Annotated in this window: 16 protein-coding genes; 5 read left to right on the plus strand and 11 right to left on the minus strand. The window is 31.2% G+C overall.

Annotated features, from left to right (window positions below; translation table 11 throughout):
- Positions 1 to 145: 145 nt before the first annotated feature.
- The 6 genes from H2650_RS05630 to H2650_RS05655 form a co-directional block, all read right to left on the minus strand.
- Complete coding sequence (locus H2650_RS05630) at positions 146 to 1,204, minus strand: nucleoid-associated protein (RefSeq protein ID WP_188049778.1); 1,059 nt, start codon at positions 1,202 to 1,204, stop codon at positions 146 to 148.
- A 168-nt stretch (positions 1,205 to 1,372) separates the two neighbouring features.
- Entirely contained in the window at positions 1,373 to 1,912 is a 540-nt protein-coding gene (locus H2650_RS05635) for a hypothetical protein (protein ID WP_188049779.1), read from the minus strand.
- 212 nt (positions 1,913 to 2,124) lie between these two features.
- The gene (locus H2650_RS05640; RefSeq protein WP_188049780.1) at positions 2,125 to 2,736 is read right to left on the minus strand and encodes an HPP family protein; all 612 of its coding nucleotides are present in this window, start codon (positions 2,734 to 2,736) and stop codon (positions 2,125 to 2,127) included.
- Between the two features lie 4 nt (positions 2,737 to 2,740).
- Positions 2,741 to 4,021: a chloride channel protein gene (locus H2650_RS05645; protein WP_188049781.1), complete on the minus strand. Its 1,281-nt coding sequence runs from the start codon at positions 4,019 to 4,021 to the stop codon at positions 2,741 to 2,743.
- Between the two features lie 313 nt (positions 4,022 to 4,334).
- Positions 4,335 to 4,730: a hypothetical protein gene (locus tag H2650_RS05650; RefSeq protein WP_188049782.1), complete on the minus strand. Its 396-nt coding sequence runs from the start codon at positions 4,728 to 4,730 to the stop codon at positions 4,335 to 4,337.
- Between the two features lie 43 nt (positions 4,731 to 4,773).
- Complete coding sequence (locus tag H2650_RS05655; protein ID WP_188049783.1) at positions 4,774 to 5,340, minus strand: sugar O-acetyltransferase; 567 nt, start codon at positions 5,338 to 5,340, stop codon at positions 4,774 to 4,776.
- 140 nt (positions 5,341 to 5,480) lie between these two features.
- Here H2650_RS05655 and H2650_RS05660 point away from each other — a divergent pair, with 140 nt between their 5' ends.
- The 5 genes from H2650_RS05660 (at position 5,481) to H2650_RS05680 (ending at position 11,166) form a co-directional block, all read left to right on the plus strand.
- The gene (locus H2650_RS05660) at positions 5,481 to 7,640 is read left to right on the plus strand and encodes a TonB-dependent receptor (RefSeq protein WP_188049784.1); all 2,160 of its coding nucleotides are present in this window, start codon (positions 5,481 to 5,483) and stop codon (positions 7,638 to 7,640) included.
- A gap of 176 nt (positions 7,641 to 7,816) precedes the next feature.
- The gene (locus H2650_RS05665; RefSeq protein ID WP_188049785.1) at positions 7,817 to 8,437 is read left to right on the plus strand and encodes a hypothetical protein; all 621 of its coding nucleotides are present in this window, start codon (positions 7,817 to 7,819) and stop codon (positions 8,435 to 8,437) included.
- 12 nt (positions 8,438 to 8,449) lie between these two features.
- Complete coding sequence (locus tag H2650_RS05670; RefSeq protein ID WP_188049786.1) at positions 8,450 to 9,805, plus strand: histidine kinase; 1,356 nt, start codon at positions 8,450 to 8,452, stop codon at positions 9,803 to 9,805.
- 199 nt (positions 9,806 to 10,004) lie between these two features.
- Positions 10,005 to 10,358: a 2TM domain-containing protein gene (locus H2650_RS05675; RefSeq protein ID WP_188049787.1), complete on the plus strand. Its 354-nt coding sequence runs from the start codon at positions 10,005 to 10,007 to the stop codon at positions 10,356 to 10,358.
- 37 nt (positions 10,359 to 10,395) lie between these two features.
- A complete protein-coding gene (locus H2650_RS05680) occupies positions 10,396 to 11,166 on the plus strand; it encodes a LytTR family DNA-binding domain-containing protein (RefSeq protein WP_188049788.1) in 771 nt (256 codons plus the stop codon).
- A gap of 105 nt (positions 11,167 to 11,271) precedes the next feature.
- On the opposite strand, the gene H2650_RS05685 is transcribed toward H2650_RS05680, so the two are convergent.
- The 5 genes from H2650_RS05685 to H2650_RS05705 all read right to left on the minus strand — a co-directional run bounded on the left by H2650_RS05685 (position 11,272) and on the right by H2650_RS05705 (position 15,669).
- Positions 11,272 to 11,454 (minus strand): CsbD family protein, encoded by a 183-nt coding sequence (locus H2650_RS05685; RefSeq protein WP_188049789.1) that lies wholly within the window; start codon positions 11,452 to 11,454, stop codon positions 11,272 to 11,274.
- A 213-nt stretch (positions 11,455 to 11,667) separates the two neighbouring features.
- On the minus strand, positions 11,668 to 12,441 hold the full coding sequence (locus H2650_RS05690) for a CDP-alcohol phosphatidyltransferase family protein (protein ID WP_188049790.1): 774 nt from the start codon (positions 12,439 to 12,441) through the stop codon (positions 11,668 to 11,670).
- A 111-nt stretch (positions 12,442 to 12,552) separates the two neighbouring features.
- Positions 12,553 to 13,575 (minus strand): COX15/CtaA family protein, encoded by a 1,023-nt coding sequence (locus H2650_RS05695; RefSeq protein WP_188049791.1) that lies wholly within the window; start codon positions 13,573 to 13,575, stop codon positions 12,553 to 12,555.
- A 51-nt stretch (positions 13,576 to 13,626) separates the two neighbouring features.
- Positions 13,627 to 15,054: a CCA tRNA nucleotidyltransferase gene (locus H2650_RS05700; RefSeq protein ID WP_370566830.1), complete on the minus strand. Its 1,428-nt coding sequence runs from the start codon at positions 15,052 to 15,054 to the stop codon at positions 13,627 to 13,629.
- Between the two features lie 45 nt (positions 15,055 to 15,099).
- Complete coding sequence (locus H2650_RS05705; protein ID WP_188049793.1) at positions 15,100 to 15,669, minus strand: L-threonylcarbamoyladenylate synthase; 570 nt, start codon at positions 15,667 to 15,669, stop codon at positions 15,100 to 15,102.
- Between the last annotated feature and the right edge of the window lie 6 nt (positions 15,670 to 15,675).

Here is a 15,675-nt window from a genome sequence, read left to right on the forward strand (position 1 = left end):
GTATAAATGTAAATTTACGAATAATACTAAAAGAATGACTGTTTTAATACAATGGATTCTGTTTGTACACTATTTTATAATTACACTTAAAAAAAAATCCCCAATTACTTTTGTAATTAGGGATTCTCTATTTTAATTATAAACCTTACGATTTTTGTTCTTTATTAAAGTAAACTAAGTAATAGTACATTTGTTTTTCTTCATCCCAACCTTTTTCAACATATTTCTCAGCACTTTCAGGATTAATAAAATCCATTTTAATTTGGATATGCGTGTCTAAATTAATTACGTTTTTGATTGACTTACGCGCATCAGAAACAGCTGCATTTGCTATTGGGAAAGAAGTGACATCTTCTATGCTGTATTTTTCTCCTTTATCTATTTTATAATTTTTAAACTCCGGAATTAAGTCTGGATTGTCTAGTACTTCATTCAAGAACGCAGTTTCTTCAAACTCATCATTTTTGGCAAAGTAATTCACAGAACGGTTCATGAACATAACCTCTTCTTTTTTATCTTCCGCAGGAAAAACTACATCTTTAGCAAAGTTTTGACAGAACTTTAAATATTTTTTTGTGATAAAATTTTCGTCTTCAAATGCATCAACAGAAAGGAAATGCTCTAACCAATATCGAGCATCATAACGGTTGCTATCTACAGTAAGAATTTTATATCCTTCTTCTTTCTTGTAATTAAAGATCAAACAACCTTTGTCTAATTTATTTAAACTTACACCTTGTTGCAAAATCATTTCTAAGTGAGTTGCTTTTTCTTCAAATTGTAAAAAGTCAGCTTGAATTTCACTCTTAAAAATCCCAATAGCATCAACCACATTATTGTCAATACTCAAGTTAGTTAAGTACGTGACATATACTTCACCGTTTTTGATGTGTGGATGATTGGATTGCTCAAATAAATGATTTGTTATTTTTTTAGAAACTTCGTGAATAGTCGATGGATTATCAAAAACTTCAGTAGCAAACTTGAACATGTCATTGTAATCTAAATCGATTTCATGAGCAAACTGAAAATAGTTTTCTTCTTTTTCTCTAAACGGTTTAAAGAAGAACTCTTTCATCAAAGGCACAATTTCATCATTCAAATTAAAAGGTTGCTCTGATAAAAAAATTGGCTCATTTCTACTTTTGTTACCAACTCTATGAATTGATAAGTTTTCGATATGGGTATTATATAGGTTGATCATTTTTTTTGAAAGTGTTTAGAGTTAGGTTTTGACATTTGTTTACACTTATAAATAGAAGTGTTAAGTTCAAGTTATTATGTGCAAACAAAATAACATTTCATCTTTGGGAAATGTTTTAATTTTAGGTGTTTTGATCGACTCTGTTTTTAACTAGAGCACGAGTTTTGACTAATTCCAGTTCTCTTCAAATCCGAAGTCTTCAAAACTGTCGTCTCCTTCAAACATATCCAAATCATCTTCGTCTAAGCCGTCCTCATATTCATCATTGTAATCATCGGCATTGTCTGATTCAAAGTTTTTTTCCATTGCTTCATCAGGAATTTCACCATGAGAAAAAATAGTTTCAGGATAACTGTTACCAGTAACTGGATCTTCAATAGCTGCTAATTCTACTAGGAATGTCCACATATTAATGAAATCATAAACATAAATAATCTTAGTATTTTCCTTATCTAAAATTTCAGATAATGGATAATCACTCATTATTTTTTGTTCACCAACTACATCTCCAGTATCAAAAAGAGAGATTTCATCTTCTTGATTCCAAGTCTCGTCGCAAGTATAAAAAGAAGCAACGTCCATCCCATCAAAACCAAAGGAATTAAAGATAGCATTGTGTAAATCTTCTAATGTATCTTCTTCTAATATTGCAATATCTCTAAAAACATCTTCTTCTGCGTCTAGAATCACTCTAAATTTATAAACCATAATCGTTCCTGTTTTTTTGAATGGTCAAAGGTAAAATATAATTTTAGATTTTGTCTCGAAGTTTTGAGACAGATTTTAGTTTTGTTGATAAGATTTTTGCGTATGCGAAGAGAATCAAAAGCGATAAAAGAGAAAATTTATTTAGCTATTATCACATTAAAAAAAGTGTCAAACGACTTCTTTTTTTGGTTATACAACTAATTTCTAATGATTTAAAAAGAGGTTTTTTTGGTAAAAACTTTGGAGATTCTTTTTCTGAATTTGTGGTATTTTTTATGACTCGGATAGAGTCTGTTATGTGCCATGTTGTTAGTAATTAAGGCTACTGCAAGTAAGATTAATGCGCCACTTAAGACAGGCGAAAGAACGTACCAATAGCCTAGATTTTTAACTTTTTCAGAACCCGCAATTGCAATTAATGCTGTGGCGCCACCAGGAGGATGCAAGGTCTTGGTAATTTGCATTAATACAATAGAGGAAGCTACAGCAAGTGGAGCAGTTAACCAAAGGATATCTGGTAAAAATTTATAAATAGTAACGCCAATCAGGGCAGAAATTACATGTCCTCCGATGAGATTTCTGGGTTGTGCTAAAGGGCTTTGAATAACGCCATACACTAAAACACTAGAAGCACCAAAAGAACCAATTAAATAAACCATATCTGATTTTGGAAGCACTGTAGATTGCAAATAAGCAATAATACCCATGCCTACAAATCCGCCTACAAAAGCCCAAAAATGTTCTTTAAAATCAACTAATGTTTCTTTATAGAGAATGTATTTAGTTTTGCGGTAGTTCCTTTTTATTTTATGAATAGATGACATGTGCTTATTTTGCTAGACTAGGTGAATAAGTATATACGGTAAAAGGATAAATCATTTTTGCAGTATATTTAGAAATCAAACAAACTACTAAAATAGGTAGAAATAAGGTATAGTCATTAGTTAATCCACACACTAAAAATATAGCGGTAAAGGGAGCGTGGATACTAGAACTCAAAACCGCAGCCATTCCAATAATCATAAAATTTAGAGGAATCACATTTGCATCCAAATAACGATTTAAAAGTAAGGCCAAAAATAAACCTAAAAAAGCACCAATAAAAAGGCTAGGAGCAAAAACACCTCCGTCACCTCCAGAAGCCAAGGTGGCCGAAGTTACAATTGGTTTTAATAAAATGATTCCGATAAATGTTAAAGCTAATGAAAACGTAAGTGTTGTCGCATTAGGATTTAAAAATAAGATTTTCATTGTATGATAACCTTCTCCGTATAATTGTGGGAATAAGATAAAGGATAAGCTTAGTATTAAGGACCCCAAAATTATTTTAAAATGAGCTTCTTTTATTTTATAGAACTGTGCTTTAAAAAAGAGTACCGCTCGCGTAAGATATACAGAATGAAGGGCGGCCAAAACTCCTAAAAGTATAAAATAGGGAGCCGCTTTTAAGTGCCATGCTGTTATATCAACTGCAAATAAAGGTTCTTCATGTAATATGTAGCATAGCGCATAAGCCACTGTAACGGAAATTACATTGGAGAGTATAAACGCTCGAGTTATTTTTTTAGAAATTACTTCAAAGGAAAATAATATTCCTGCTATAGGACTACTAAATAATACTGTAATTCCGGCTGAAATTCCCGCACATATTAATTCTGTTTTGTATTGTCTAAAAACATTTTGTTTGCGTTGTGCTACCGCACCAATAGTTGCTGTTGCCACAACCGTTGATACTTCAATTCCTGTAGATCCACCTGAAACTACAGTCAGTAATCCGTTGATAAAATGGGAAGGGATTTTGTAACTGGGTAAGTTTTTTGATTTAGAATTTACACTTTCAAAAATTTCTTTGATCCCTTTGTTTTCCTTTTTTTTAAAAAGATATTCTCTAAGAAAAAAGATTATAGACAAACCAAAAATAGGAAATACTACAAAAAATACTGAATTTATAGTGGCTCTGTGAAAAAATATAGATTCGTAATACTCCGTAGCATTCTTTAAAACGATTCCTAAAAAAGCAGAAAGAAAACCAATAAGAATGGATACTATAACTAATTTTTTAATTTTAATAAACTGATAATTTTTTTTAATTTTTGCAGTAGTATTCATTGTGAGTAGTTTGTATTCTTTTGTTTAGATAAGATAAGATGAGAAAGCACATTCTTTAAAAGGAATGAGTTTGTGTTTCACAAATTTAAAAAAACAAAACCACAATAGAATTGAAAAATACAGGTTCTTGCCGTATTTTATGATTTCTTCATTTATTTAGCCTATAAAAAATCAAAATTCATTTATTTTTCATAAAAGCATAAGGGTAAGTTGTTTGTAGAAATACTAAAAATTCTAATTGCTATTTTGAATGGCAAAACGAAATGCAAATTGTTTTTAATCAAAAAGAAATCAAAAAATTATTTTGCTGTTCTTATTTTTTCTCTTCAGAACATAGCCCAACTATTTCATGAAAAGTGTTATGTAAATCAGTAATCGATTTCAAAATTTCATCGTCAGTTGCTTGAGATTGAACTAATCTATGTAAACCTTTACTTTTTAATTGTAGTTTTTGTGCTGCTGCTAAAATTTTGTCAGTTCTAAATTCTACAGGAATAGCTGATTTTAATAATTGTGCGGCTTGATTCATCATTTCCTCCGAACGCGATTTAATAGGAGCTAGATTTCCTTCTTCGGCAGGATGAAAAGTAGCTGACATTACTTCATGAAATTCTTTGATAGCCGGCCATTTGTCAAAAGTTGATTGTGCAGAAACTGAGTTGACAATTAAAACAAGGATAAATATTAGAAATAATTTAAAATGCTTCATATTTTTTATTTAATAGTTTGAAAGTTAGATAAATGTAATTCAATTATTTTTGGGATTCATTTAATTTCCGAATAATATTTGCTGGATTTCCAACAGCTAGGCTATTATCAGGTATGTCTTTTGTAACCACTGATCCAGCACCAATAACACAACCATTCCCAATAGTAATTCCAGGACAAATAACCGTGTTTCCGCCAATCCAGCAATCGTTGCCAATTTTTATAGGCATTGCGTTTGCTACTGTTTTACGTAATTCTGCATCAAGTGGATGGCTCGCGGTGTATAACTGAACGCCTGGAGCAAAAAAAACATTAGATCCAATTGTTACTTGAGCCGCATCCAATACCACACAATTTACATTAAAATAAACATTCTCACCACAAATGATATTGTAGCCATAATCACAAAAAAAAGGAGGCTCTATATAAAGATTTGCTCCAGCATTAGGAATAAGTTCTTTTAATATTTCTCGTGCTTTTTTTGTTATTCGGTATTCTGTTACATTCAAACGATGCAATAGATTTTTCGATTTTCGTCTGTCTTTTACTAGAATAGGATCACCTGAAAAATAATTTTCTCCTGCGATCATTTTCTCTTTTTCGGTATTCATAAGCATATTTTTAGTGTTGTAAATGTATAAGAAAATCGTTCATATCGCAACTCATCCCCATTTATTGACAGTTCGGTTAGCTTTTGTTTTAATGTTAGTTGGGCACCAATATATTTGCTTCATCAACTAAATCAAATGATATGAAAATTTTAATCACTGCTTGTCTTATATTAATTTCCACTGTATTTTTTGCTCAAACAATTATCTCTGGTAAAGTAGTAGATCAAAAAGGAAAGCCAATTGCCGGTGCAAATATTTATATTGAAGGAACGTATGACGGAAGTTCGAGTTCAGAAACAGGCGATTTTAACTTTGAGACTACTACCACTGGCAATCAAATTTTGGTTGTGAGTTTTCTTGTTTTTGAAACCTCTAAAACACAGATTGATGTTTCCAATTTTCAAAACAAAATCATCAAGCTAAAAGACAATGTCAATGCATTGGATGCGGTTGTAATTACTGCAGGAACTTTTGAGGCTGGAGGAAAAGCAAAAGTTTCTGTTTTAAAAGCGCTTGATATTGTAACTACAGCTGGTTCTGCTGGAAACATTATCGCGGCATTACAGACATTACCTGGAACGCAAAACGTGGCAGAAGACGGGAGACTTTTTGTGCGTGGAGGCGAAGCCAATGAAACACAAACTTTTGTTGATGGAGTTCGAGTAGCACAACCTTATGGTGCTTCGGCACAAAATCTGCCTACTAGAGGTCGTTTTTCTCCTTTTTTATTCGACGGAATCTCCTTTTCTACAGGAGGTTATTCTGCAGAATATGGCGAAGCTTTATCAAGTGTTTTATTGCTGAATACAAAAGATGAAGCCGATTACAATAAAACAGAAATTTCTTTAATGACGGTAGGTTTAGGCGTTGGAAATACTCAAAAATGGAAAAAAAGTGCACTAACGGTCAATGCCTCTTACATCAATTTAGCTCCTTATCAATATGCAATAAAACAAAACGTAGATTGGAATAGACCTTTTCAATCGGTATCAGGAGAAACCGTTTACCGCTATAATTTCACGAATGGAATTTTAAAAGTTTACGCTGCTTTTGATTCCTCAAGGTTTGACGTAAATCAGGAAAACATCAATGCACCACAAAAAATAAGAGTAAATTTAAACAATAATAATTTTTATTTTAATACTACATACAAAGGAGTTTTTGGTTCAAATTGGCAAATTAATTCAGGAATAAGCTACGGTTATAGTAAGAATAAAATCAAGTTTGATTTAGACGATGTTGATAATGATGAAAACGCAGCGCACTTTAAATTGAAATTAAAAAAGAATATTTCTAATCGATTTAAAATGTCTTTTGGAGCTGATTATTTTATAACCCAATTTGATGAAGATTTTAAACCCAATACTGGAATAGCAAATGCTGTTGGATACAATAGTGCTATTGCAGCTATTTTTACAGAATCAGATATTTACTTTTCTAAAAAACTGGCTGCAAAAGTTGGTTTGAGATTTTCAAATAATAGTTTACTGGAGGAAACGGCAATTGCTCCTAGAATATCACTGGCTTACAAAATGACAAAAAACAGTCAGTTTTCTTTGGCTTACGGAGATTTTAGCCAGTCTCCAAATTCACAATACATCAAATATTCTAAATTTCATCAATTTGAAAGTGAGAAAGCTTCTCATTATATTGTTAATTATCAGTTTAGTAAAACAGGGAAAACTTTAATTGCAGAAGCGTATTTTAAGAGCTATGACAATTTAGTAAAATATGATACGCCAACCATTCAATACAATTCGGTTTTTAATAATTCAGGTTCTGGATATGCTAAAGGATTAGATTTATTTTGGAGAGATGGAACGACTTTTAAAAATTTAGAATATTGGATTTCTTATTCCTACATTGATTCGCAAAGAGATTACAAAAACTTTCCTACTCAAGCTACACCAAGTTTCATTGCTAATAATAGTCTTTCATTAGTTGCTAAATACTGGATTAACGATTGGAAATCACAAATTGGTTTTACTAATTCATTCAGCACTGGCAGACCGTATAATAATCCCAATGAAACGGAATTTATGAACGGAAAAACAAAAGCATATAATAATTTAAGTTTTAATTGGGCGTATTTACTATCCCAACAAAAGATTTTATATTTCTCTGTTTCAAATGTTTTAGGAACTCAAAACGTTTATGGCTACGATTATGCAAAAAATCCAAATTCAAATGGAATTTATAATCGTACCGCAATAACACCCACTGCAGATCGCTTTTTGTTTGTAGGCTTCTTTTGGACCATTAGTGCAGATAAAAAAGACAATCAATTAAAGAATCTTTAATAAAAAACTTTTAACTCTCTAAAAATTGTGGTCTAAAAACAGTTCATCCTATTATTTCAACACTTGAGTAAGTATAAATTTTAAAAGAAAAGGCATAGCCATACTTTTGAAATAGAATTAGAGAGAATCAATATCAAACACATTTATAAAATACAATCATTTAAAAACTAGAAATCATGACTAAAATTATCACTAGCATCGCCTTATTTATTTGTAGTTTATTGTCGGCTCAAAGCCAATTTGATCAAGGCATGGGAAAAGCTTTTCAGCTTTGGGGACAAGGAAAAAATACAGAAGCATCAGATTTATTTGAAAGAATTGCTGCTGCAGAGCAAACAAGTTGGTTGCCTAATTATTACGTAGCATTAATAAATACAACTGCGGCTTTTCAAACGAAAGATAAGGAGCAAATAAATTTATTGTTGACAAAAGCGCAAAATGCAGTAACTATAGAAATGGCTAAAAATCCTAATAATCCCGAATTATTAGTACTGCAAGCGATGATTCACACTGCTTGGATAGCTTATGACCCCATGACAAACGGACAAAAGTTATCTGGAAAAGTAATGGAGTTGTATGGCAAAGCCTTAGCTATTGCTCCAGAAAATCCGAGAGTTGTTTTCGAGAAAGCACAATTTGAAATTGGTGCCGCAAAATTTTGGGGAACCGATACCAAACCAATGTGTGCTCAAATTCAAAAAGCTATTGGACTTTTTGCTACTTTTAAACCTGAAACTACTTTTTCTCCAAAATGGGGATTGGAGAGCGCTATTGCAGCATCAGCAAATTGTAAATAACAGCATAAAATAATGGAAAATCACAGAATCAAAACATTTACAGAGTTTAGCAAAGGCTTCATGGTTTGTTTCAAAATTAGCTTAATTTTTACTTTAGTCTTTTCTATAGTTCAAATGAATTTTGAATTAGAGAATGTCATACGAACCTTCTTGGTAAGTTCCCTGTATTCTTTCGGTATTGGTTTTGGTAACGGAATGATTAACGTATTCCTCGATCGAAGATGGGATTGGCTTGAACAAACCAATTTGAGAGTTTATTTTGGAATCATTACAACAGTTTTATACACCGTTCCTGTTGTTTTACTAATTGATTATATCACTTTTGTGATGTTTCAGGATTTAGATCCGGGACAATTTTTTAGTGAGAAAATGATTTTTGTTCATCTTTTTTATATCGTTTTGTCATTGGGAGTTTCCATTTTTATTCATGCAAGAAGCTTTATGGTCAACTGGAAACAAGCTTCTAAAAAAGAAATTATTGAACATAAGATTATTGCAGGAACTGCTTCGGCAAAATTTGAGACTTTAAAAAACCAAATAGATCCTCACTTTCTTTTTAATAGTCTGAATGTCCTGAGTTCTCTAATCGAAGAAAATCCAGATAATGCGCAGCGATTTACCACTTCCTTATCAAAAGTGTATCGCTATGTTTTAGAACAAAAAGACAAAGAGTTGGTTAGTGTAGACGAAGAATTAGCTTTCGCCAAAACCTATATGAACTTATTAAAAATGCGTTTTGAAAATAGCCTTTTTTATGAATTGCCTACAACCAATATAAATCCAGAGGCAAAAGTGGTTCCGCTGTCCTTACAGCTTTTACTAGAAAACACAGTAAAGCATAACGTAGTTAGTGAACAGAAACCTTTACACATCAGAATATTTTTAGAAGGTGATTATCTTGTTGTTGAAAATGATTATCAAAAAAAAGATGTTTTGCAAGAAAGGCAAGGCGTAGGACTTCAAAATATTATCAGTCGATACGAAATTATTACCAATAGAAAAATACAAATTGATCAAAATGAAAAGGTATTTGCAGTCAAAATACCAGTTTTAACAAAAAAAATAACAATCATGGAAGCATCTATAAATTATGGAAAAGAGAACTCTTATTTTAGAGCTAAAAAACGTGTTGAAGAACTGAAAGGATTTTACGGAAACTTATTATCGTATTGTTTTGTCATTCCTATTTTAATATTTATCAATCTCACTTATTCACCCCATTTTCAATGGTTTTGGTTTTCAGCTGCAGGTTGGGGTTTTGGATTAATTATGCATGCTCTAAAAGTATTTGGTTATAGTACTAATTGGGAAGAACGAAAAATAAAAGAGATAATGCAAAAACAAAACAGTAAAGAAATTTATAAGTAACGTAAAGAAAAAGAAATAATAGAAAAGAAATATAATAATGAAGAATAGTATTCCAAAGCAGTTGAAAGAGTAGCAGCAATAAAAGTCTTTAATTATATACCTTACTTTGATAAGGATTGGGAATAAAAAAAGACAAAAGAATTGATAGGAAAGAGATAGAGAATATAAATAATAGAGTAAGAAGTTAAATTTAAGTATCATGAAAAGAGACCGCGAAAATAGATATGATAGAAAAGAAATGGATTTAAATAATCCGGATTCTGAATATGAAATGGCCTACCGAAAAGTAAAAAAAATTAAAGGTTTTTATATTCATTTAATGGTGTATGTTTTAGTAAATGCTTTTATTATTCTTTCGAGTATGAATAGAAATTCATTTCAAAATGGAGATTTTCTAAATTGGCAAACTTATTCAACGGCATTGTTTTGGGGCATAGGCTTAGTAGCTCATGGATTGTCGGTTTTTGGAAGAAATATATTTTTTGGTGAAAATTGGGAGGAGAAAAAAATAAAGCAATTTATGGACAAAGAAAAAAGTCAGAAATGGGAATAATTCTAAATTTATTTGTTTACAACTTTAAGATTAAAAAATGAAAATAATCATCATCGAAGACGAAAAACCAGCTGCAAGATTATTGCAAAGAAAGCTGCAAAAACTAGATATAGAGGTAGGAGTAATGCTTCATTCAGTAGAAGAAGCAATTGATTGGTTTACCAAAAATGAACATCCTGATCTAATTTTTCTAGATATTCAATTATCAGATGGTTTGTCGTTTGAAATTTTCGAGCATTTTTCTACTTTGCAGCAAACAATAAAAAGTGCTGTAATATTTACAACAGCATACGATGAATATGCTTTAAGAGCTTTTAAATTAAATAGTATTGATTATCTTTTAAAACCTATCGATGAAGAGGACTTGGAAGTAGCTGTTTCTAAATTTAAAGCTCGATTACCCAAACAAGAAACGCTTCAATTTGATTTCGAACAAATTAAAAAAATGCTTTCCAATCCTTTTGATAAAACCTATAAAAAACGTTTTACGGTAAAAATTGGTCAACACTTAAAAGTGATTTCGGTTGAAGAAATTGAATGTTTTTTCAGTGAAAATAAAGGAACTTATATACATACTTTTGACAATCGAAATTATTTGATAGATTCGACTTTAGAAGTTTTAGAACAAGATTTAGATGGAGCAAATTTCTTTAGAATTAGTAGAAAATTTATTATACCTCTCAAAGCAATTAAAGAAATTTTAGTGCATAGTAACTCTCGCTTAAAGATAATTTTGCCCACATATAAAGAAGATGAGGTTGTGGTGAGTAGAGAAAAAGTAAGTGATTTTAAAACATGGATAAACTAAGTATTAGTAATAAAAAAACTGTCTCAGATACTAAGTGCAGCAATTCAAAATGAATAGTTGCAACAGTATTTGAGACAGTCAAATTAACTAAACAGTTTTTTAAAATTAATCAAATAATGATTTAATTTCTTTTTCTGTTTTACCTAATTTTTGCTGTAATTTACCCCACATTTCATCTTCTTTTCCTTCATCGTAAAGCAAATCATCATCAGTTAATTCAGCATATTTTTGTTTAAGTTTTCCTTTAAACTCATTCCAGTTTCCTTTAATCTCTTTTGAATTTGGCATAATTTCTAAGTTTTGAATTAATAATTGTGTTATACAAATTTCAGAAATATACTCACAAATTCTCTTACAGAATTAAAATTTAGTTTTATATAATTCTAACTTTCAGATAATTATATATTTATGTTGACTTAAATAAAAGATTTGTATAGACTAATATAAGTGGCTGGAATATAATAAAATAAAGGTCTGCAATAGATTATTACTATGATAGTTTTAGACCTTAAAAACTAATTTTCTGATTCCAATCAGTGCAAATATAAGCCCAGTGTAAGCAATAAAAAACGGAACTATATATTCAATAAGTTGTAGAGGTAACATGATGGCAATAATCAATAACTGAAATCCTAATCCGTATAGACTGACTAATGTCATGAACCAATTAGGAAACGTCTTAACCTTATAAGCATCATTATCTAATAGGTGAATTATTTTATCGAAAGCGCCATATACAATGGTGTAAATAAAGAACAAAATATCTACTGATTTTTGACGCTCTCCCGGTAAAGCGCGAGGTGATTTATTTTCGAAAATCTTGCTCGTAGTATCTCCACCAACCGATTTATTTCTTAAAATTACATAGTAATAATTGTATAAAGTGCCTTGCAATTGAATGCCAATAAATGCCATTAAAGTAAGCCAAATACTAGTGTTTGAAACATAGCAAATGGTCATCAAAAACAAAAAATTTAAAATGATATCAAATACGCTATCTAAGTATCTTCCGGTATAAGAAGGTGTGTTTTTTAATCGTGCTAATTCACCATCGGCTGCATCAATAATTGACTTTAAAATGATGAAAAAACCAGCTAATAAATACTGATTTATTAAAATAAAGTAAATGGCAATTAATCCAGAAACACCAAAAACAAGCGTAACATGTATAGGAGTAAAGCGAGTGTTTTTAAGTTGATTGGCAATAAAATTTCCAATAGGTCTTCCATAATCTGATAAATCTAAAAATTTATCTTGAGGAGCTAGTTTAGACATTTAAGTTTATAAGCAAAGAAATGCGACAATATAGTCTGGTTGTATTTTTGGTATTGTGTAACAATTGGTTGTTAGTAAAAGTAAGTTAAATAATTTATGTTTTTTACAATACTATTTAGACAATCTGTGTAAGGTAAAGGTCATGGCTGTAAGTAAAAAGAAGGCCATAATTTGGTGTACCAAACCCAACCACAACGGAACGCCATACAATAAAGTGAAAACACCTAATGTAAATTGTATAAATACGAAAATTAATAAAGTGTTTATTCCTCTTTTTTGAATACTTGTAAGGGCAAATTTTTTGCTTCTTATGTACAAAGCAATTATAAGAGCAACTACAAAATAGGCCATAGTTCTGTGAACGAATTGAACCCCACTTTTTCCTTCAACAAGATTCAAGAATAATGTTTTTTGTTCTATAAAAACACTGTCATGTATAAATTGTCCATCACTCATTAGTGGCCAGTGGTTGTGAATTAAACCGGCGTTTAAACCCGCTACAAATCCGCCATAAATAATTTGAATTATCAAAAAGACTAATGCAACTCGTGCTAGATTTCGTAGAGAAACGATTACTTCAATTTTATTTGGATAGATTAAATCTAGTGCAACCCAAAGCGTATAAGCAAACGTGATAAATGCAAAAGTAAGGTGTAATGCTAATCTAAAATGACTTACGTCTGGATCATCAATTAAACCACTTTTAACCATAAACCATCCTAAAAAACCTTGAAAAGCACCCATAGAAAGTAATACGATACACTTTTTGATAGTTGGGCTTGAAAGACGTTTTTTTAATAAAAAGTAGAAGAATGGAATAATAAATACTAGGCCAATGATTCTACCAATAAATCGGTGAAACCATTCCCAGAAATAAATGAATTTATAGTCACTTAGCGTAAAATCATTATGGATGTTGATTTTTTGATATTCTGGAAATTTCTTGTATTCTTCAAATGTTTGTAACCATTTTGCCTCTGTAAGTGGAGGGAAAGTATCTGTTACCAAATGCCAATCCGTCATAGACAAACCAGAATTTGTCAATCTGGTGATTCCTCCAACAACAACCATTATAAACAATAATAAACAACCGGATAGCAACCAGATGATCACGTAATTATTCTCTTTTTTCATTGTTCAAAATTAATTTATACAAAGGTATTTGAAATCTGTTTATTTCTCAATTCAACAAGCGTTAATCTTTAGTCCAATTTTTGCAGCTCTCTTTAGCATAAATGCATAAGCAGCATTATATTCGTTAGGAATCTCTCCTTCTAAAATGGCTTCTTTAATGGCTTCTTTCAACATTCCGATTTCCTTAGAAGGTTTTAAATTAAAAAGAACCATGATTTCCTCACCAGAAATAGGAGGTTGAAAATTGCGTACTTGATCGCGTTCTTCTACTTCGACAATTTTCTTTCGAACGATTTCAAAATTATTGTGGTATTTTTTAAATTTATTTGGATTTTTAGTAGTGATATCTGCTTCACATAAAGTCATTAAGTTCTCAACATCTTCTCCAGCATCAAAAACTAAACGGCGAACCGCAGAATCTGTTACGGTATCTTGCGACAAAACGATAGGACGAGAACTCATCATTACCATTTTTTGAACAAATTTCATTTTGTGATTCAATGGCATGTGCAAGCGTTCGAATATTTTTTTGGCCATTTTACCACCAAGAAATTCATGTCCGTGAAATGTCCAGCCTTGTTTTTTATTAAATCGTTTGGTGGGCGCTTTTCCAATATCGTGTAACAAAGCGGACCAACGCAACCAAACATCATCGGTATTAGGGCAAATATTATCTACAACTTCTAATGTATGATAAAAATTATTTTTATGTGTATGTCCTTCAATTTCTTCTACTTGATTTAAAGCTGTTAATTCCGGAAGAATAATATCTAAAAGTCCAGTTTTAAATAACAGTAAAAAACCAATAGACGGTTTGTCTGTAGAAAGAATTTTATTGAGTTCCTCTACGATGCGCTCTCCAGAAATAATTTTGATTCGTTCCGCATTTTTTGTAATTGATTTTAAAGAGTTTTCTTCAATTTCAAAACCCAACTGATTGGCAAATCGAATTCCTCTTAACATTCTTAAGGGATCATCAGAAAAAGTGATGTCAGGATCCAGAGGCGTTTTTATTGTTTTATTTTCTAAATCAACTAAGCCATTAAAAGGATCTGATAAATCTCCAAAATTTTCTTTATTTAAAGATAAAGCCAACGCGTTGATCGTAAAGTCACGTCTGTTTTGGTCATCTTCAAGAGTACCATTTTCCACCACAGGATTTCTGCTTTCAAAATGATACGATTCTTTTCGAGCACCTACAAATTCAATCTCAGTATCTTCAAAACGCAACATGGCGGTTCCATAGGTTTTAAAAACTTGTACTTTAGGTTTTTTTGGAAGTAATTCAGACACTTTTAGAGCCAATTCAATTCCGCTACCTACGGCAACAATATCAATATCTTTTTTGAATTCTCTTTTTAAAATCAAATCTCTTACGAAACCACCAATCACATAACTATCAATGTTAAGTTCTTCGGAAGCTTGAGTTATGACTTCAAATATTTTGTTATGTAGGGCTTGTTTGTAGTTTTTCAAAATAATTTTTTTCGGTCTAAATTGATTCCTCTATATAGAAGTGAGTATTTATTTACGAATTACTTTAACTTGAGAATCACTCGTTAATTTAATTATTGTTGACGGTTTTCCTGCTATTTTATCGCGGTGCAAATTTACAACATAGTCTACGCCTTTTATAATTTCAGGACTAATTTCTTTAAAACTTTTTGGAGTAGGTTGGCCTGATATATTTGCCGATGTAGAAACAAGTGGCTTTTTCATTTTTTCTAACAACTTAAAGCAAAAAGGTTCCTTTACGATTCTAATTCCTAATGTTTGATCTGCAGCAATTAGATTTGCCGCCACGTTTCTAGGTTTGTCTAATACCAGTGTGGTAGGATTTTCTGAAAGATCCATGATTTGCCATGCTACTTCGGGTATATCTTTAAACACATTGTACATCATGCGTTCTCCATTCATGAGTACAATCATGCTTTGTGTTTCTGCTCTTTTCTTAAGCTTGTATATTTTAGCTACAGCTTCAGGATTGGTGGCATCACAGCCAATTCCCCAAACGGTATCCGTTGGATAGAGTATAATTCCACCTTCCTTAATTATATCGTATGCGTTTTGAATTTCTTGATTACTATTTTCCATAAAAAA

Origin of the sequence: Flavobacterium sp. GP15, from assembly GCF_014281985.1 — a bacterium.
Classification (GTDB): domain Bacteria; phylum Bacteroidota; class Bacteroidia; order Flavobacteriales; family Flavobacteriaceae; genus Flavobacterium; species Flavobacterium pygoscelis.